This is a genomic window from Vreelandella indica, from assembly GCF_037070225.1.
GTDB lineage: Bacteria > Pseudomonadota > Gammaproteobacteria > Pseudomonadales > Halomonadaceae > Vreelandella > Vreelandella arctica.
On the sequence record NZ_JBANSO010000002.1, the window covers coordinates 181,550 to 200,545 of the forward strand.

Here is an 18,996-nt window from a genome sequence, read left to right on the forward strand (position 1 = left end):
ATCGTTTTCCCCTATGCGGCTATTGCATAGGAAAAGTTAGCAGATAAGACTTTTCGTACAAAGCCTAGGAACGTTCGTACAGCACTAGATCAACTGGATTTACGTGGGCTACCCATTCGCCTGAATAAGCTACTGGATGCCCTTGCCCTGGAAGAATGTGAGCAGCACGGTAATCGTCACTCCATCGGCTTTATTTGAGCTAAGAACCGAACGAAAACGTGCAAGAGATACACTACGCATCCATGGTGTAAATGAATAGATTATCCTTAATCAACTCCCAACGCCTTCACGACTGCGTCGATTGGCTCTGCATAGAAGCTGGTCTGAAATTTGGTAAATAGCTCGCCGGGGATGGTGGAAATATCCATGGCGCTGCTCATCGGCAGGGTGACTCGCTTACCGCCGGCATCGAAGGCGACCTGCAGGCACTCTGCAAGGTTTTGAACGGGCTTTAAGCTTCCGCCCAGACTCATATCGCCTAGCACCACCATTTGGCTTTGCGTCGGCTTGCTGACAAGGCCTGATGAAAACGCCACCAAACTAGCTAGTGAGAGATCACGAAGAACACCACTATTTTGCAGGTCGACCACATGGAGGTGGAAATCATGCTCCATGACCTTGCGGGCACCGCTAATGCGGCTAGCGTTGGCCTTGAAGTAATCAAAAGCCATTTTGACTTGCTCTTTGGCTCCTGTGGAATTCCATAGTCCCGACATCGCCAGCTTGCCGCTGCCTGCGGTTACCTGCATTTCGATGCGGTAAACACCTGGCATACCCTTGTCGCTTAGGCCAATAGTATGCACCACGCCCGGCTTGCCTTGGCCTTCTGGAATCAGACCACCGCCGCCCTGCTCTTTCACTGAAACAAAGTGCTCTTCCAGGGTCTCCTTGTCGATGTAGCTGAAATGGACATCGTAAAACTCCATGCCACCAATTTTTTTCAGCTGCTCTTTCACCCGGCGTCGCACTTGCATGGCGTATTCCAGGCACTTCTTCACCTCTTCTTTCGCATACTCACCATGCGGGAACATCAGTTTAAGCAGTCCAGAAACCGTTTTGCGAACCGCGATCACGTCACGCTGATTGAGGTTGTCACCCAGGGAGAAATAGCGATCAATCGCATCGGCGAAACTGCGCTTGCGCATTTCGCGAAAAAATTCAGCCAGATAATCGACGATAAATCCATAGCGCTGGGTGAAGAACGATGGCCGCATCTTGGGAATTTCCCAGCCGGGAATGTATGCATGGAAGCGATCAAAAAACGCCGCATCGATCATCACATCAGGGAATGGCGTCAACAGATGGCTGGTTTTCACCATCGACTCAACGCTCTGATTGATGTTGCCTATAAACACCATCGAGGCCGATGCCTCCATCTGCTCACGCCCACGGGCGAATGAACCAGACGCCATATAATCCTTCATGATCTGTACCCCGTCATTATCCTTGAACGAGATACCCGCTACTTCATCGAACGCCACCAGATCCCACATGCCGACTAAACCAATGCGTCGTGAGCTCATGTTGTAGAACAGATTAGCTACCGTGGTCTGCCCGCCGGAGACCAGAATGCTGTTGGGCGAGCACTCCTTATAAATATGGCTTTTACCGGTACCACGTGGCCCTAGCTCACAAACGTTATAGTTGTTTTCGACAAACGGGATCATCCTGGCGAGCAAGTGCCACTGCACGCTCTCGTCTAGCTCAGCGGGTTCCATGCCAATCGAGCGGATCAATACTTCACGCCATTGTGAATTGGTGAACCCACGCCGCCCTACAAATAGCTCGTCCATATTCATGTGTGGCATTTGAATCGGCTTGAGCAGGCTGACGCCGAATGGTGATGTTGTCTGCCCCTCTTCATGGAAGTAGCTTAGCGTTGCAATTACCCAAATACCGCCCACTAGCAGCTTTTCGTTCTCTTTTACGATGCCTGCAGAGATCTCAGCATCTTTGATGCCTAAGTTGCTAAACGCTGCTTCATAGCGGTCTTTCTTCTCGTTCAGTCGCACCGTTACACGATCAATGACCTTGAAGCTGCCCCGCTCCCGAACGATGGACTTCACCTTCTCCGCTTCATCAGGCCGAACGTAGTTATTGGTCAAAATCGCTTTGACGTTTTCCAGGCCTTTCGCAATTACCTCCGCATCATCAGACGCGCAGTACATACCCAGCAGGTACTCCAGCACGTACACCGGCACGTTGGCGCCCTCTTTCACTCGCTGGGTAAGGTCTTTGCGCACCACGCGGCCAGCAAAGTGAGTGTTGAGTAGCGTGTCGAGATCATATTGCGATTCGTTGTCCATAAGAAAAATTCCATTATTTTGTCAGTACACGCTACTATCCAACAGAGTTGGCCCACACTCGTCCATTGGACATCTTGTTCAAGTAACTTAGCCCATTAGCTCGCTGTGACGAACCAAAAGGAAAATAAGATAGTATGTAGAAAGCAAACTCCGGCGTTACCCAGTAGCTTTCAGCATTCCAGTCATAGTTTGAGAGAACATCATCTCGACCTAAATCTCTATACACTTGTGCAGCCAAAAGCATATAGTTCACAAAGTCAGAGGGAGTGCTTTCTTCTTGTGATGTAGCCTCTTTCCAAAGTTCAAGCGTATTGATCGATTTTTTCTGCACAGGATGATCAGGCATATTTGCAAATTTTTGATTCAGCTTCTCTCTTTCAACTTCTTGCCCTCTAAGTAAGCCTTTATTAAAGACTTGGTGCCTAATATCTTCGCTCTCATTACTCTGTACACCTAACGTATATGCTTGCGTCACAATATTTTCTTCAATTTTATTTACCACTAAATTGAAGAACTTAATTGATATCCATGAAGCATATACGACTGACAACCACTGCGAAAAAAACAGTCCTGGTCTACTACCAAACTTTCTTTCAAGATGCTTAGCTTCTGCCTCATATTCAGGGAAATGTATCAAAAACTCTTCTGGCCCTTTAGCTCTTTCACCAGATGAAGATTTGTGCAAGGCGTGTGCGTTATAAAAGCCGTTATCATTACAACTGACTTGCACCCCATTAATATTGACGCCCATGTTATCTTTAGCTAACTGCATACATACCCTTGTTTCAAAAGAAATCATCCGTAAACGCCAAGTCAATCACTACCCGGTAGCGCTCTCGCTCGGTGCCTAAGTCTTTATCGCGTAGCACCAGGAAATAGTCATTTTTACGGTCAAACGATGTACCCGAGAGCGAAAGGCGTACCGACTTCATGCGCTCGTTCATTTTGTCGCTGGCGCTATCGAAGGTGATTACCTCTTCACTGGAGACCACGTTACTGCCTTCATAAATCGCGACTGAAAGGGTGACAGGCCGCAAGCGTTCACTCACCGCTTCGGTTTGCAGCAGGTCGAAGCGCTGAATGTTATTGACCATCTTCAACGATGCCTTCGGTGAGATTACTTCGACCTTGCGGGTACTGCGTTTCTCGGCTTTTTCGCCACGCAGCTGCTGTATCGTGAGCACCGGCACAACGATTTCTTGGGGCATGATGCCACCATGCACAAAGCGCGCCCCGCCGACAAAGTGAAAACGGTGTGCGCCTTTGGGTATCCAGAACTGGGTGTCGCAGGCGGTGCCTGCCGTATCGCGGGTATGGCCGTGCCACACGCTGGGGTTGTCGGGCAGCGACTCGCCCAGCACATAGCGCTTTTTGCTTTTGAAGGCCGACGTTGGCTTGTCTGACAGCGCCGTGCGGTCGGTAGCATCCAGCGCACTGCGCTGGAACAGAAAACCGTGGTCGGCGGTGACCAGCACCGTGCTGGTGTTCAGGTGCATGAGAATTTTACGGGTCAGCTGATCCAGCTCATCAATGGCATCCTCCACCGCTGCGAACGTCTCGCTTTCAGTGTTAGCGGCATCCCCACGGGCATCCACCACGTTGTGGTAAACGTACATCAGCTGCACGCCTTTGATCTTTTCGCGCCCCTCTTCACGGCTCCAGCCTTTTACGTCCTCGGCGGTGACGGCTAACGCCTCCCCGCCTAGCGCGGCTTTAAGTAACTTGCTGCGGTTCGCCGTGCCTTGGGTGGATTGGCCATTCACCAGCACCGTATCGCTGCCCGGCTGATAGCTGAGCTCTCGGTGCGGTAACAGCGAGGCCATCCCCAGCGTGGTGTAGCTAGGCACCACACCTAACTGGCTTTTTAACGTCGCTTCACTGTAGCGCTTAGCATTAATGCGCTCACGCAGCTCTTCCGCCGCCTCATAGCGGAAAGCATCACTAATCACCACCACCACACGCTTTTGGCGGCTAGCGGCTAGCTGGGGCTGCACCCAGTCACGGTAGAAATGCTGCTGGCTGGGGATATTGGGTAGCTTCCAGTGGGTGAGCCGCTGCTCGGCTTCTACCCGCTCGCTCCAGTTACGGGTGAGCTGGCCCAGGAACCACTCGTCATAACAGCGCTCAACGGCGGCATCCAGGTTTTTTAGCAGCTCAACGCCAGTGGCATCAGACGCCACGGCATAATGGCGATAGGCGGTATCAAAACGGTAGAGGTCTGTTTGGTACGCGTGATAAAGCGCTTCAACGCTCTCGTAATGAAAGCCTTTGGCATGCTGATGACGCAGGCTAAACAGCGCAATCGCCGCGGTAAGCGCGGCGTACAGCTGACGATAGCGCTCGCGGCGGGCATCGTTTTTATGCCGAGATGCCCAGTAGCCGTCCAGGCGCGCCACAATGATGCTGTCGAACAGCTTCAGGTCGCGGGCATCCGCCGAGGGAATCGCCTGGCAGAGATCGACAATGATCTGCTTCTCCACGACCTCAAACGTCGCCACATGGCTTAGCTGCTCTAGCGGCACACCCTGCAGCTTGTCATCAATGCGCTGGGCATCCGCCACCCAACCGGAGATCACATCGAACGCGGGGTAAAAGCGCGAGCTATCCCGCCAGCGAGTGAGCAGCGCCCGCGAAGATGCACGCGCATTAACAGAGGGAATGGCCACCTGACGCGCCCAGTCAGGAATATCAGAAATGCTCTCGCAGTAGCCGGTAATCAATAACCGCAGCATTAGCTGGCCGAAGTTAAGCGGCGCTTCGCCGCTAAGCTCTGCTTGACTGGCGGGGTAACCCACTTCGGCTTGCAGGGCGTGCACCAGCGCAGGCACCAAGGCGTACTTTTCCGCTTCAATCAACGCCGCTGGGTTCGTCTCTAACCCCAGCTCATTGGCCACCGCTTCTTCAGCCAGATGAAACAGCAGCGTGGCAACATCGAGGGACGTTGCCCCGACCACCACGGCCAGCATCGCCAAATCCAGCTCATCTTCACTGAGGGAAGGCGTAACCAAACGCTTCAGGGCCTCAATACGTTTGCGGCTGGCTAAAAACGCCTGCCGCTGCGCCAAGTGCTCGCGCAGCACATGGCGTGTTAGGCCCAGCTCGTTGAAAATCATCGAAACGCGGTCGGCGTAGAAGCGGCCAGAGTACAGCTTGATATCCAACAGCCAGTCATCTTCTGGGGCTGGCTCGGCGTAGGGAAAGTAGAGCAACGTGGGCATTTCCGGCTCCTCCAGCTCCAGGCGTAGCTTCACGCCCAGGGTGGACTCCCCCGCCATATTGATCACCTGAACGCCTTCCAGCCCAAGCTCGCTAAGCGAATCCGCAAAGTGGCCAGGGGCGTCGTACCAGAAAACAATCCGATGTTGGTCGGTGAAGAAGGCGTGTTGTAAGCCCTGCTGGAGTTGGTCGAGCTGCATCTAGCCTCCTTGCCCAATAAACATAAAACTTGCTGCCAATCACACTGCCATTTCATGGATAGCGACGTGTGCTTAGACTCTAAAACCTAGACTCTAAAATGTTATCACGTTCAGGTCAGTAAAGACGGCAGCGCTGCCTAGCCACTCACTGCGCTGCCCCCAAGATAGATCAGTCATTTTTTATCAGGTTCAGCATATTGGCAGGCGCGATAAAAACGTCTTTTTTACCGACTTTGTATTTTTTCAGCAGATGGTACTCATCTGATAGCGCTAATAAGTCGGTTCGCGCGGTCTGGTAAGCAATCCCATGAGAATTCTGGTGAGATTTGATGGTGTACTCCATCCCGGGGTTATCCAGCGCATTTTTTAAAAGCCCCAGTTGGCGATGATTGAGCAAGCCATTGAGCTTTGATTTCTTGAGGATTTTTTCAGCCTCTCTGTACTCACCGGCTTTATCAGTAAGATAGCCATGTAGATCAGCAATCGATTTTTTAATGACTTCAAGCTGATGAATAATGAAATATGTAACGTCATTGCCATCCGTTTCTGTATGCAGATAAGCCGCCATGTATTGTGCGGGTGCCTGCTTCAACACCCGTGAGATGGAGATATACTCCATCAGCCAATACCCTTCCTTGGCCATAATCCAATAGAAAAGCGCGCGCGCGGTTCTGCCGTTTCCATCAACAAAGGGGTGGTCATACCCAATCATGAAGTGGACAACGATGGCCTTGATAACAGGCGGTATAAAGCTAGCCTCGCTCTCATTTTCCGCATTAACAAAGTCACATAGCTGCTGAATACGGCCATCAAGCTCTTTATAGGATGGCGGCGTATGTAACAACTTGTCATCAAGTGAGTACACCCTTATATCTTCATCCCGCCCTCGAAAAACACCCGCTTTATCAGCGTCTTCTATAGGTAACGTATCTTCAGTCACAATCTTATGCAATTCGCATATCATTGACTTCGTGAGCGTTTCATCCTTGTACTCACGAATAAAACGCATGGCATTATAGTTGTTAAGAATCATTTTTTCAGAATGATCTTTGGGTGTTCTTCCCGAACGTAGCATGTCCTTGGCCACCTGGCGGGTGGTTGAAGCCCCTTCCAGTTGGCTGGAATTAATAGCTTCTTCAATCAGCGAGTTGATCAGGTAGGTTTGCTTTGTTTGCGGATCTGAGATCCGGCTGTCCGCTTTGATAGCGCCCGTTGCGTTCTCACTGATCCAGAGAATGTCACGCATCACGGTATCCGGTATGCAAAACCGAAAGGGTGCCCCCTGCTTATCTTTAAAAGGCAGATCCCTGGAAATTTTCTCCCGCGCGTTGCGCATGGCCAGCCAGTAAAGTTCAGCGTCATAGCCTTCCGGCATGGCCAAGTGCCTAAGCTTGTCCCAGTGTAGGTAACGGCCTTTACTGTCCGTCGGCCCAACAGCCTGACCAAAGAGCAACGCCATTTTAGCGACATCACCACTTTTGAGCAGCTCAAGCAGCCTTTCCTGAGGTGGTGGAGAGACAGGCACCTTCATCACATTGCTCCAACTACTAATTTATTTAATATTAGTATATGAGCGACGACCAGGATTTTCTACTAATCATATAAAAATTAGTAGCAATGGAACAGTACATTGACCCTGGAACTAGCACAATAGCGCTCGCCACGGCTGCTCGCCTATCCACATAGCGGCGGGAGAACGGCTTGCTTCGCTTCAGGGTTGGCGTTCAATTTCCAGCGCTGACTCATCCCCGCAGTGAATAAAAAAGCGCCCTTTGGCAATACGCGAGGATGAAAGCTTAAACCAGCCCCGGCCAGATTTCTCATCGCCCTCATCATTACCCGACCAGCTGAAATCGATACGTTTTCCACCCTCTGATACGCGGTAATCAATCTGGCCTTCAACGGCACCGAAGACAAAAAATCCAAGGCCATTGTCATCGAACCGGAAGTGCCCCGGCTCGATCAAATCGACAAAGTCCTGATCCCACATTTCCATCCAGGTGATACGCCAGCGGCCGATGGGGTTAGTCATAGTGGCTCCTTAACGTCAGCGCATTATTGATTGATTTCATCCACGATGATGTCGTGTTCGATAGCATCCTCAATCGCAGAATCAAGTCGCTCAAGCAAATCCTCAAAGGACTCGCCAGGCCGCCTAGCTAACATCGCAAGACAATTAGATTCATCACAGGCAGAGGCACCACATCGAACCGGCCCTATTCGACCGACGGTGATTTCACCCTCGTTATCAATAAGCTCTTTGATATTGTTTAGTTTCATTAACAAGGCCCCAATTTATTTATTAAGCCCAAGCTTGTCCAAAATAGGTCGAAGGTCTTCCGCTTGGGGAAGTGTTCGAATGATCGAAAATTGCCGTTCCTCTGCGTTCTTTTGGCCCAACAGTTGATTCAACGCTGGATTCACTACTGTTTTATAGAACTCCTTCCCATGCACATGCAGCGTCAGCTTTTCGTCATCCGATTTCTCTGCCACCACATTCAACCGATTCAAATAACGATCCCAAATATCATTCGGATTCAGAAACTGGTGCCACTCATGGAGAATTCGTTTTATCTCAGCGTCATCTTCAGCAATATCAACCGCCAACAGCTTTTCCTTAAAGCCAAGCGAGCGAAGCCCCTCCCACAGAGGGTTCACAACAGACCAAAGCACACCATGCCTAACCCACCGATCCAGATCCTCCAGAATCTTATCCTGCAACGCCTGGTGCCCACCGGGAATCTTTGCCTTTTGTTTAGGGGGTAGCGCCTCCCAAAGCTCAGAAGGAACAATGAGGTAGTTTTCAAGGCAGTATCTAGGCAATACAGCTAGGTTTTGCAGCTCGGCTTCAAGCTGTAAGATTTTTTCGTCGGCCCATTCATCTCGGTCTACTATCCCGAACCATGCTGGCTCTCGGCGAACCATTTCAAGTACGGCGGACTTCTTTCCTGCCTCCGCTAACACCCAGCCAGAACTAAAGCTTGGCGCGAGCTTTGTCAGCATCAACTCGAATGCGTCAACGTCATCACTGCCTTCAACAACCAAAACCCGTCGCTCACTATTACCGACCTTCTGCTCCTTGATCTCACGGATCTTCTTATTGATTCCTTTCATCCCTAACCCCGGCCGGTTTTGAGTTCAACGCGAATGCCTGAGGTTTCGTAGCGCCGCCAGATATCCACAGAGTGAGAGGTGATGATGAGTTGGGCCTCAAGCTCTTGTGCCGTTCTTTCCAATACATCCAGCAACGGATCAACCAATGAGGGATGCAGGTACAAGTCCGGCTCATCAATCAACACAACACCACCGGGCTGCAGCCAGCGCAACATCAGGAAAAGCAGAATCAACACTTGGTGCTCACCGGCACTGAGCTCATCAATACCATGATGCACACCCCGTTCGCCCTTAATCCGCACTCTTAAACGGCCCTCGCCGGGTTTAATATCGGGGTCTATTTCCTTGCCTACCAAAAACTGGTTAAGGCCACGAATCACTTCATGGTACTTGTGCAGTTGGGTGGTTTTTAGGTTGATCAGTGAGGCCTCAAGCTGGCCTTTCCAGTCATCTGTTACCACATACTTGGTCAACCACCGCTGAGTCATAACATCGGGTAATGGCTCAGCAATATTTCGCTTGGGCGTCACCCAACGCCGTTCCTCCGCATCCAGATACATCATGTTAGGAGCTGCAATCTTTTCCGATGACAGAATCAGTTTTTTGCGCTTTTGCGACCACTCATCAACCCAGGGCTCTTTAGGTAGGTACAGCGACCTTTTCGGCTGCCCAGGCTTCCCGGATCGCTCGACCGCCTCACCCACCCAGAATATATCCGGCATTTGAGCCTTTAATTGCTCACACCACGACATGGAACCGAATATCAGGCCTACCTTGACCTCTGGTTTGCCTGTTACATCTTCCATACCATCCAATATGAGCGCTATGCCACCCCAACGCTGAAGCCACTGCTTCGCCTCATGCTTTTGCGGCAATGCCTTACGCTGATCAAGCCAATACCCAAGCGCGACCCAAAGCATTGCACACCCACGTATTAGCGTAGATTTGCCGCAACCGTTCGGCCCAGTGAGCAAAACCTTGGTCTCAATTTCTTCAGTCCAGTCGTTTTCAAATGAAATTGCGCCATCGGCCAGTGGCCCAACTTGGTTAGTGAAAACTCTGCCAATTCTCATAACTAGCGCTCCAATGTTGTACCTGTCACAGTTTTCACTTCCGCTAACAGGTCTTAAATTCTCCATGATTCAACTTCATGCCGAGGGACGATTGCCCCGCCATTATGATTACCTGAAAGCCGCCAAGCGCAAGCTCACTCAGCGGTTCGGCAAAGTGGCCGAGGGCGTCATACCAGAAGACAATCCGATCGTGGTCGGTGAAGAAGGCGTGTTTTGAGCCTTGCAGGAGTTGATTTAGGTTCATACTTGGTCACCACCTGAAGCGAGTCGATTTTTCTTGTCGCAAATTCTATGAAAAAACAACAACGTTTCAACTAATGACATTAATGTTTCAGCTGCCAGCTCACTTGCAAAACTATCAAACTCTTCATCTTTATAAGCATGATGAGCAAAATAATTCCTAGCACACACAAATTTCAATATTGACTTAAAAAAAAGACAATCTCTTTTCGACCATTTTTTAAAGCCAATAGAGTCTATTTCCGAAAAAATGTCTTCTGGTCGAGAATCAAGTCTTGTGCTTTTTGATTTAGATTTTACTGTTTTTAGAATTTCCCCGTCTTCTTCTCCAATATAGTCTCCTATACGGAATAAAATTTTTGATAAATTACCATCAGCATCATAGTCATTTAAACCCTTAAAACTTACTCTCAGCATCTCTCTGATAACTATTTCAGTCCTAACCGAAGCAACAATAAGGCAATCTACGATTCTTGAGTGAGAAAAATCAACTTCCCCATCCCACTTCATTTTTTCATGTAAGTCGTATAGAGATCTTACCCAAGGATAAAAGCCTTGTATTTTAGAAAAACTTTCAAAAATTTTTGAATTACACCCATAACCCAAAGGCTTAACTCTCTTGCAATATAAATCAAGATTCTTCTCAAAGAAAATTTTAAATTTATAGTCTTCAAAGTAGACAACTTCATGCAACTGTGCCCATTCACAAGAGTGACGGCCATAAGAAAATTGTTCGAACAAACTATATTTATCAACTCCAAAAACACACAGCTGTTCAAAAACGAGATATGTGTCTTTCCTCAAGACCTCAAGGCCTTTAGCAACAACTGTACAGCCTATATTGTCAACCAAATTACTCCACTCTTTATACAAGCAAAGCAATTTTTTAAGATCATTAATCAAAACTCCTTGATCAACTTCTCTATACTTTCCAAGTTCTGAAATAATATCTTCGTACGTAGCATTGATATTAGAAAACTGCTCTACGGCAATAGCCGTTCTATACCACGAAACTCTTTCTAACGAATCGCCATATCGCTCACAGAACTCTTCGACGCTAGATTTTATTATCTCCTTTGCTCTCTTCACACCCTCTTGTTGAGATAGGTGTAATTCAATATTATTAATTTTATGGATAGAACTAGCTAGTGCCATCCCCTGCCAATAAGAAAAATAAAACTCTCCAGCTTTATAGTGCCTACCATTTGGATGCTGAAAAGAGATATACTTCAGAGGCAAGTTTGCTCTATACCTTTCCACAAAATCGCTTTTCAATTCGTCATAAGGATGAATAATATCTTCAATATTATCAATGCTCGACAACACAGCCTCGTAGCTATATAGCCCAGCTATCTCCTCATATTCTTCGTCAGAATTTTGCCTTGGACAGCATGGAAAATTAAGCCAGCTTTCAAAGTAATAGCAAGGCAAATTAACTACAAGATTTGGCGTCATGCAACCACTAGAAACCAAATCTACCAAGGTAATGTTATAAGGCAGCTTCTTAATACCCAATTTATCAGCAAGAAAACGGCCAAAACGCCCCTCGCAAAACTTGTTCACGTTAGCTACTGGAAGGCTTATGCCTAGATACCGACTGTAAACCTCATCTGTGCTATAACGAATGCGCCTCTGCAAAGAAGGATGGCTCTCTGTTGAACTATTCATTTACTTACCCACCACTTGCTTCACTTCCGCCAACAAATCCCCAAACTTGCCATAGTTCACCTTCACGCCGTCATCCAGATCCAGCGAGATACGCTGGTCGGCATAGTGGCGTAGCTTCTCATCGAAGGTGTTGAGTTCGGCTTGCTGCTTGTAGAGCTTGCTCAGCTCTTTTTCGATACTCTTGGCTTCAGCGGCGGAGGTGCTGGCTTCTTTGTCTTGTTCTAGCTTTTCCACGTAGCTGGCGAGCTTGGTGGTGAGCGGGATGACGTAGTCGGTGCGCATCTCGGCCAGGGTGCTTTCGTTGTAGCGGTGCAGGTAGACCAGGCACTCGAAGGCTTTCTGCTTGCCGGAGCTGAAGAGCCAGTAGATGGGGCGTTTCTTGTAGGTGCGCAGGTGATCCTTGAAGAACTGGGTGCTTAGGTAGCGGCGGATGGTCTCCAGCGCGGCTTCGCCCTTCTTGGGCTTGATGGTGTGCAGGCAGAGGCTTTCAGCGACGAAATCGAGATTTTCCTGAAGGTTCTCTTCGCCCCAGACGGTGCGCACAAAATCGCGGAAGCGGTTGGTGGCATCGTCGGGGAACCATTCCTGGTCGGTGAGCGGGATAATGGCGTTATCATCAGGGGCGAAGCTAGGCTCGGGGATCTGGGCGAGGTAGTCGCGAATGGTTTCGCCCTGGCTGGCGAGAATTAGTCCGGGCTTGTCTAGCGAGTAGCGGCCCATCATGCAGCCTATGGCGTAGCTGACCAGCTCTTTGAGGGTGTCGCACTGAAACAAAGTTTCCAATTCGTCTTCGGATCGGTTACCGCCATAGCGATAATAAGGGTTACCATTTAAGCTGATTTTATTGAAAGGAACCTCAGACTCAACTTCTTTTTCAAGCGAATATTCACTCAAAAAATACTTATTATTTATAACTTCAAGATCCCTAAGCTTTTTGGCTGTCTGCTTACATTCTTTACGCCATTCAACATAATTTTTAAAAATATCTTGCTCATTTTTTTCTGCTAGCGGATTTAATTTAAAAGAAAAAGATATTTCATAGGCAGCCTCATCTTGTAAGGAAAAATTAATACATTGATCTACAAGACTAATAGAAGCGCCATTGACAGAAGCATCTATATAAGGCAAGGAGTGATAATTTCCTGCCTGAAAATGTAAAGTCGGATTCAATGACTTAACCACCCAATTGACAACACAGGAGTTGCACAAGGCCAGTACTTTTTTCATCAAATCTTCAGATTCACTTTGCGCTGACATTCCGGTCACATCGTAGACAAACCCTTTATCATAATAGCGAAAAGCCACATCTCCAGAGGTTACATCCGACCATGATATGGACGACTTAAAATAATTTTTAGTGTTTTGCGGCCGTGATCTTAAGGCTCCTTTTTCGTCCTTAAAATTCCTTATTTCTTCCCCATCATTTTTCCAATCAACTATAAACTCTCGATTTCCATACCACTTTCGAAAGTCTCCGCCTTTATTATACGGGTACCATTTGAAATCCAAACCAGCAGTCTCATCAGAGCTCTCAACTTCAAAGCCTATTTTATCAAAATCGACTTCATACCAACATCTAACAAATTTTGAATTATCTCCTGTTTGCAACCCAACTGCAGCAGGCATTACTTTTTTAATTTCCTTACTCTTAGAAAATGCTTGTATTGCTTCCTTTGACAGCCAATACGCCACCGGACTTCCCGGAATCTTCTTAAAATCATCCGGCTTGGCATTATAGAACCAGCCGCAGTCGCGGTTCTGAATGGCTTGCAGCGTCTTCGGCCCTTGATTAGCAGAACCTCGAAAATCCGATAGTCGAATATAGCTGCCGGTGTAACTGGCGATATGGCCTTTGCTGAGCGTAAAGGTACAGATTGGTACCGTTGCCCCATCAAACCCCGAGTATTCCAACTGAATAAGGCTAGTGATGGTATCTTCTTCAATCAACCGCTTACGCAGCTGCTCGTAGCTGGAAATGAACATCCAAACGAAGGGCGTCATAAAACCAAGATGGCCATGCTCGTTGGCTAACGCCAAGTTGCGAACGATATAGGCTGAAAACAGATCCTTTTCGTAGCCTTTGTAGGCATCTTTCAAGTATTTCTTCACCACTGGCGTTTGATACTTGCTGCCCATATATGGCGGGTTCGCCACCACCGCCTCATAACGCTGTGCCAATACCCACGCTTGTTGCACTATCGGCACCAATCGCTGAGCGGCGGCTTTTTGCATCATATCGCCGCTGTTGGTGAGTTCGCTCAGCTCTCCTAGCAATGCTTTCAGCTTTGCTTCCCATTCATTGGGCACTTCAATCAGCGAACCGAAGGTTTTGGCATCTTGAAAGCGCTCAATCAAGTCGGCAATCAGTTTGTAAGTGGCGTCGTTGCTGGAAAGGTCTTGCTGCTTGCTATCAAACAGGCTTTGGGATTGGCCCTGGTGCCAGTCGCCGGCCAAGTTCAGGTCGCGCCATAGGGTGTTGGTATCCAGGTGTTGGCTGCTCTGCATGGCCAGCACGTTCAGGCGCACCTTGTTATCAACCAGGCGGGTAAGAATGCGGCGGTCGTCTTCTCGGGCTTTCATCAACAGCGCAAAGCCCGCCAGCTGGGCGGCACGGTCGTCGATATCTAGGCCGAACAGGTTGTTTTCCAGAATCAGCTTGGGGATGTCGCGGGTACGGTAGCCACGCTCTTCGTAGATCGCCTTCAGCACGTTGTAGGCTTCCACCAGAATATGGCCGGAGCCGCAGGCGGGGTCGAGCACTTTGATGGTTTCAGGGTCGAGGCTGGCCGGGGTGATGGCATCGAGCTGGGCCTGCACCTCTGGCTCTTGCTCGGCGGGCTCGATGTAGTACGGCATCTGGCCTTTGAGTGGCGAGCCTGGGTAAGTTTGCAGCCACTGGCGGCCTACCGAGTTCTGCACCAGGTATTGCACGATCCAGTTGGGGGTGAATAGCTGGGTGGCGGCGGGGATGTCTTCGCTTTTCACCACCTTGCCGATCACCTGGTCTTTTTTCTCGCTGATGTAGAACTGGTAGAGCCAGCCAATCACTTCTACATCTTGCCAGTCTTCCTCGGGAATCGCCTCGACCAGCTCGCGGATGAGTGAGTCGGTTTTGGTCAGGTTGTTGGGCAGCAGCAGCTCGCTGGCGTCGTCCAGCGGCTCGAACAGGAACGGCATGGCCTCATGCAGGGCGTGGCACTGGGCCAGCAGCAGCTCGCGGTAGAGGGTTTCATCCTGGGTGCCGTCGAGCTTAAGTTCGCGCACGCGGGCGGTGTCTAGCCCTGGTAAATCTACCTCTAAGCATTCCTCCAGAATCTGGAATTGCCCGGCTTCGCCCCCTGCCACACTCAGCACGCGGCGGCCGTGGTCTAGGTAGCCGTGAATCTCCATATAGCGAATGGCGCACAGGCGGTTGAACCAGCTATAGGCGGCCTGCTCTATCGCTTGGGTAAACCCATCGCGCTGCACCCACGCGGCCAGCGCTTCCCGTGCGCCTTTCAGGTGGGCGGGCACGGTGTGGGTTTGGCCATCCTGGGCGGTCATCACCAACACATCGCCCTTTAGCTCCAGGGGGGCAATCACCACACCGCCTTTGCCATCCGGGCTAATGCCCACCCGGGCCGCTTGGCGCATCATGGTGTCGATAAAGCGGGCGCGGGCTTTGGGGGCGTATTTTTTGATGTTGGCGGTGTTCATGGTGAATCCTTGAGAGTGTCTTGCAAAAAGCGCTGGCCTTTAGGGGTTAGGCGGTACTGCTGAAGGCGGCTGTTGGGCTTCTCGGGCAGCGTCATTTCGATTAATTCATCCTGAAGCGCAGGCGTTAGGTAGTGTTGGCGAAAATGAGCACGATGCTTGAGCTGCAAGTGTTGACGTAGCTCGCCTGATGATAGCGGGCCATCGCTTAATATTTGCAGCAGCGGGAGCAGTGGTTCTATATTCTCAGACTGGGTCACTGACTGGGTCACTGACTGGGTCACTGATGTTGGATTTTCTATAGGAACCGGCGCTGCCAGCCGGATACTCAACCGCACGCGGTTGGCAATTTCTTCAATATGCGGCTCTGGCAGCCCTTGGGCGTGAGCTTCCTCGAAAATACGTTTCACACCGCTGCCCCACTGTTCAATTAGCCCAAGCTCACGAAATACGCGGGCAATCACTGGGTTGCGAATCATCGAAACGCCGCGTTTCATGTCTTCTATGGTCATGCCGGGCATCAATAGCCCTGGGCTTTCAATCTCGATACGGTCGTCATAAAACGCAATGCGTATGGGGCTACCGCGTTGGGAGTAGTCGCTGTGTACCAAGGCGTTAATAATCGCTTCACGCAGGATGGTCAGCGGGATACTCCACACATCGCGGCGACGCATGGCGCCAAACTCTGCCTGCTTGAAAGCATGTTTTTTGAGAAACAGCTCGATGTCATCAACCGCTTGGGGTAACGGCGCGTGAATATCTGCCTGATCGAAAATCTCAACCTTATCGGTGCCGCGAAAACGCCCGCACTGAATCCAGGCGTCTTCAAAGTGCCATTGGCGCTCGCGGCCAAACAGCAAAATTCCGCCAACGCTGGGTACTAGGCGACCTTGATACGGCACCAGTAGCCGTAGTGTTCGTAACTTGTTGTCATCAAACGGTTGTTCGCTGCTGAAGGCTTGCTGTATGGCGTTTTGGTCAAGGTCGTCACGGCTCAGCTCGGGCATGGGCTGAACATCAAACGTAGTGCCGCTCGCTTGGCGCTGCATTTCCTGAATGAGTGCCAACCCCGCCTGCCGATTACTGGACCCGAGCCGCACCAGCACACCTTTTTCTTCGCCTAGCGCCTTGAAAAAGTGTGGGCGCGCGCTACTCAAGAACACCTCAATACACACCAGGGTATGTTCACCCACGCTAACCAATTCAATATTGGGTAATAGCCGGGGGTGAATGGCATCCGCGATCATGCTGGTCAGGCGCTCTTCCATATCCAGCGGGTCATCCACACCTAGCACGGTGCCGTCGTCATCAACGCCAATGATCAGTTGGCCACCTGCGGTGTTGGCAAAAGCGACCAGGGTTTTCATCAGCGGCTTGGGCGATGACAGATCACGCTTGAACTCAAGCTGCTTGCCTTCTGGCTCACTGAGCCGCTGTTCAATGGTTGTGGCAGTCATGAGTGGCCTGTTGATTTTTTATATTGCTTTCCGTCTCACTGTCCCGCGTCCTGGAACACGCGACGGTAGCTTATTGTGGGCATTACTGCGCCAAGTGATGATTTACTCAGGGCAAACTATTCAGGGCGAAAAACGTCGATCTCCAGGCCATCGATATAGCGGTAATGGCGGTCATTGGCGGTGAGCAAAGGAACCCCTGCCTCCATCGCGGTGGCGGCAATCAGGGCATCGGCCATTTGCATGTTATGGCTGAGCGCATAGCTTTCGACCAGAAACATGGCACGCGAGGATATCCCCTCTTCCAGATGGCGGATGCTTGCTTGCCAGTAGATCAGTGCCTGACGTAGCTGCCTTAGCTCCTGCTTGTTGCGCATGCCCTGCACCAGTTCCATATAGGTGACGGCAGAGAGCCAGAAACCCGGCGCGTCATCCAGGCGCTGGGCGGCGGCGGGGTTGCCGCGCAGATTCCAGATCAGTACATCCGTGTCCACCAGCATCAGTCGGTGCCCTCGAAGGAGCGCGGCGCGCGCAAACGGCGGACTTGGGTGTCGATCTCCTGGGCGCTTGCCTCGCCCTGATCCGCCCAGAGGCCGAACGCCGGGTTGGGGGCCGAGCGCTTTTCAGGCGTGGCAGACGCCACCCCCACCAGGCGGGCACAGGGCTTGCCGTGAAAGGTGATCTCTACGGTCTCGCCACGCTGGGTAGCGGCAATCAAAGCTTTGGTTTGCAAGCGCAGCTGCTTGACGTTGGCATGCATGATGACTCACCTCTGCGGTATCGCTCAGACCCGACGCGGCTGAACGGGTTATTTTTAAAGTGTAACCTGCTCGTCGACACCCTGCCAACCGGGATGCTTAGGCTTGGCGTTAATCGTTGCCACTGTCAACAAACATCATCGAACACTACCGCACCTGTACCCGTTTGCCCGCTGAAAGCGACCCTTCCAGCTCTTTTCTCAGCTCTTCCATAAACGCATCCACTTCCGCTTGGCTTTCCAGGTACACACCGCTATGCACGCGGCTGAGTACGTCGCTGACGCGTACCCTTGCCACGGGTTTGGGGGCATTGACTGCTGCTGGGGCTGTTGCGGTGTGGGGATCGTAAGTTTTATCTCTTGCCGCCGTGTGCCCTGCGGGCGGTTGGCTGCCTGGGGTGGCCGTCGGCGCGGTGGAGTCGCCTCCAGCAGGCGTAGGCACGGGCGGCTGCCGCTTGGCTACCTCAGCCTGGGCGTTGTGAAGCGCATCCAGGCTCTCTTCTTCTTGCTCAACGGCCGTTTCTGTTTGCAGTTGGTAGATCTGGGCGATGCTGACCGACTGATTGACCGACGCTTTGAGCTGCTGCAGCGGGTGCAACAAGCGGTTGCTGAGTTCGGCGTTGCCAATGCCACTTTTGGCAATTTCAGCGCTCACCTTGGCGATGCGCGTGTCGATACGGGCAATGGCGTGTTCGCGTTTTTCGGTGACCAAGCGGGTATTAATGTCATCCAACGTTCGCACCAGGCCATCTACTTTGTTCAACATGGCGTAGGGGGCATCGGCGCTATAAATGCACTCACACTCGGCCAGTGCCTGCTGGGCCTCGGGGTGTTTTTCTAGCTCCAGGTGGTTAACCCCAAACCTTACGCGCGCCTGTTCCAGCTGCTGCCAGGTGGTGAGCTGCTTGGTGAAGAAGTCGCTTAGGTCGCGGTAGTCTTCTTCTAAATCGAGCAGCGTCTCCTGCTGGCTGGCCACTGCTTTAAAGAAGTCGAAACTGTCGTCTAGGCGCAGTAGGCGCTCTACTTCCAGCAGCGAGCTTTCAATGGCTTTTCGCCCTGGGAAATTGCCCACATCGGTTTTGCTTTTGTACGCGTCTAGCTCCCGGCGCCAGCGAGATAAGCGATCCACATAGTAGCTGAATAGCTCTTTTTCGCTGGCGGGGCCTAGCTGGCCAAACAGGTCTTTGGTGAGATTGCGGGCTTTGTTGAGCACCGCATCTTCGGTTTGGCGCTTTTTCTGAATGCGTACTTCACTGCGTCGGCGGGCGTTATTAA

General features: G+C 50.8%; 14 protein-coding genes and 1 pseudogene. 1 reads left to right on the forward strand and 14 read right to left on the reverse strand.

Annotated features, from left to right (window positions below):
* Positions 1-266: 266 nt before the first annotated feature.
* From brxL to V8L71_RS02555, 8 genes are all read right to left on the reverse strand, one after another.
* Entirely contained in the window at positions 267-2,306 is a 2,040-nt protein-coding gene (gene brxL / locus V8L71_RS02520; protein ID WP_336269015.1) for a protease Lon-related BREX system protein BrxL, read from the reverse strand.
* Between the two features lie 34 nt (positions 2,307-2,340).
* Entirely contained in the window at positions 2,341-3,105 is a 765-nt protein-coding gene (locus tag V8L71_RS02525; RefSeq protein WP_157826559.1) for a hypothetical protein, read from the reverse strand.
* Entirely contained in the window at positions 3,092-5,722 is a 2,631-nt protein-coding gene (gene pglZ / locus V8L71_RS02530) for a BREX-1 system phosphatase PglZ type A (RefSeq protein ID WP_101147216.1), read from the reverse strand. The genes V8L71_RS02525 and pglZ overlap by 14 nt, the downstream gene beginning before the upstream one ends.
* A gap of 169 nt (positions 5,723-5,891) precedes the next feature.
* On the reverse strand, positions 5,892-7,253 hold the full coding sequence (locus tag V8L71_RS02535; protein WP_101147215.1) for a Fic family protein: 1,362 nt from the start codon (positions 7,251-7,253) through the stop codon (positions 5,892-5,894).
* Positions 7,254-7,433: 180 nt separating this feature from the next.
* Positions 7,434-7,754, reverse strand: a complete 321-nt coding sequence (locus tag V8L71_RS02540) for a hypothetical protein (RefSeq protein WP_198556116.1) — start codon at positions 7,752-7,754, stop codon at positions 7,434-7,436.
* Positions 7,755-7,777: 23 nt separating this feature from the next.
* The gene (locus V8L71_RS02545) at positions 7,778-8,002 is read right to left on the reverse strand and encodes a hypothetical protein (protein ID WP_101147214.1); all 225 of its coding nucleotides are present in this window, start codon (positions 8,000-8,002) and stop codon (positions 7,778-7,780) included.
* A 15-nt stretch (positions 8,003-8,017) separates the two neighbouring features.
* Positions 8,018-8,836, reverse strand: a complete 819-nt coding sequence (locus tag V8L71_RS02550) for a DUF4435 domain-containing protein (RefSeq protein ID WP_101147213.1) — start codon at positions 8,834-8,836, stop codon at positions 8,018-8,020.
* A 2-nt stretch (positions 8,837-8,838) separates the two neighbouring features.
* Complete coding sequence (locus V8L71_RS02555; protein ID WP_101147212.1) at positions 8,839-9,909, reverse strand: ATP-binding protein; 1,071 nt, start codon at positions 9,907-9,909, stop codon at positions 8,839-8,841.
* 64 nt (positions 9,910-9,973) lie between these two features.
* Here V8L71_RS02555 and V8L71_RS02560 point away from each other — a divergent pair, with 64 nt between their 5' ends.
* Positions 9,974-10,126: a hypothetical protein gene (locus V8L71_RS02560; RefSeq protein WP_157826558.1), complete on the forward strand. Its 153-nt coding sequence runs from the start codon at positions 9,974-9,976 to the stop codon at positions 10,124-10,126.
* Positions 10,127-10,149: 23 nt separating this feature from the next.
* Here V8L71_RS02560 and V8L71_RS02565 read toward each other — a convergent pair whose 3' ends face one another.
* From V8L71_RS02565 to V8L71_RS02590, 6 genes and pseudogenes are all read right to left on the reverse strand, one after another.
* Positions 10,150-11,817, reverse strand: a complete 1,668-nt coding sequence (locus tag V8L71_RS02565) for a hypothetical protein (protein ID WP_101147210.1) — start codon at positions 11,815-11,817, stop codon at positions 10,150-10,152.
* On the reverse strand, positions 11,818-15,513 hold the full coding sequence (gene pglX, locus V8L71_RS02570) for a BREX-1 system adenine-specific DNA-methyltransferase PglX (RefSeq protein ID WP_336273110.1): 3,696 nt from the start codon (positions 15,511-15,513) through the stop codon (positions 11,818-11,820).
* Complete coding sequence (locus tag V8L71_RS02575) at positions 15,510-16,967, reverse strand: AlbA family DNA-binding domain-containing protein (protein WP_101147208.1); 1,458 nt, start codon at positions 16,965-16,967, stop codon at positions 15,510-15,512. Before V8L71_RS02575 ends, pglX begins: the two co-directional genes overlap by 4 nt.
* A gap of 116 nt (positions 16,968-17,083) precedes the next feature.
* On the reverse strand, positions 17,084-17,464 hold the full coding sequence (locus V8L71_RS02580; protein WP_101147207.1) for a type II toxin-antitoxin system VapC family toxin: 381 nt from the start codon (positions 17,462-17,464) through the stop codon (positions 17,084-17,086).
* Positions 17,464-17,697 carry a type II toxin-antitoxin system Phd/YefM family antitoxin gene (locus tag V8L71_RS02585; RefSeq protein ID WP_336269019.1) on the reverse strand — a complete coding sequence of 78 codons (234 nt, stop codon included), beginning with the start codon at positions 17,695-17,697 and terminating at the stop codon, positions 17,464-17,466. Before V8L71_RS02585 ends, V8L71_RS02580 begins: the two co-directional genes overlap by 1 nt.
* Before the next feature lie 172 nt (positions 17,698-17,869).
* A pseudogene (locus tag V8L71_RS02590) lies at positions 17,870-18,996 on the reverse strand (BREX system P-loop protein BrxC); the annotation flags it as partial.

Bases quoted from the DNA above. Each gene is read 5' to 3' on its own strand.
- V8L71_RS02580 (WP_101147207.1), bottom strand. From the start codon at position 17,464: ATGCTGGTGGACACGGATGTACTGATCTGGAATCTGCGCGGCAACCCC.
- V8L71_RS02565 (WP_101147210.1), bottom strand. From the start codon at position 11,817: ATGAATAGTTCAACAGAGAGCCATCCTTCTTTGCAGAGGCGCATTCGT.
- V8L71_RS02545 (WP_101147214.1), bottom strand. From the start codon at position 8,002: ATGAAACTAAACAATATCAAAGAGCTTATTGATAACGAGGGTGAAATC.
- V8L71_RS02540 (WP_198556116.1), bottom strand. From the start codon at position 7,754: ATGACTAACCCCATCGGCCGCTGGCGTATCACCTGGATGGAAATGTGG.
- V8L71_RS02560 (WP_157826558.1), top strand. From the start codon at position 9,974: ATGATTCAACTTCATGCCGAGGGACGATTGCCCCGCCATTATGATTAC.
- V8L71_RS02525 (WP_157826559.1), bottom strand. From the start codon at position 3,105: ATGATTTCTTTTGAAACAAGGGTATGTATGCAGTTAGCTAAAGATAAC.
- pglZ (WP_101147216.1), bottom strand. From the start codon at position 5,722: ATGCAGCTCGACCAACTCCAGCAGGGCTTACAACACGCCTTCTTCACC.
- V8L71_RS02555 (WP_101147212.1), bottom strand. From the start codon at position 9,909: ATGAGAATTGGCAGAGTTTTCACTAACCAAGTTGGGCCACTGGCCGAT.
- V8L71_RS02535 (WP_101147215.1), bottom strand. From the start codon at position 7,253: ATGAAGGTGCCTGTCTCTCCACCACCTCAGGAAAGGCTGCTTGAGCTG.
- brxL (WP_336269015.1), bottom strand. From the start codon at position 2,306: ATGGACAACGAATCGCAATATGATCTCGACACGCTACTCAACACTCAC.
- V8L71_RS02575 (WP_101147208.1), bottom strand. From the start codon at position 16,967: ATGACTGCCACAACCATTGAACAGCGGCTCAGTGAGCCAGAAGGCAAG.
- V8L71_RS02550 (WP_101147213.1), bottom strand. From the start codon at position 8,836: ATGAAAGGAATCAATAAGAAGATCCGTGAGATCAAGGAGCAGAAGGTC.
- pglX (WP_336273110.1), bottom strand. From the start codon at position 15,513: ATGAACACCGCCAACATCAAAAAATACGCCCCCAAAGCCCGCGCCCGC.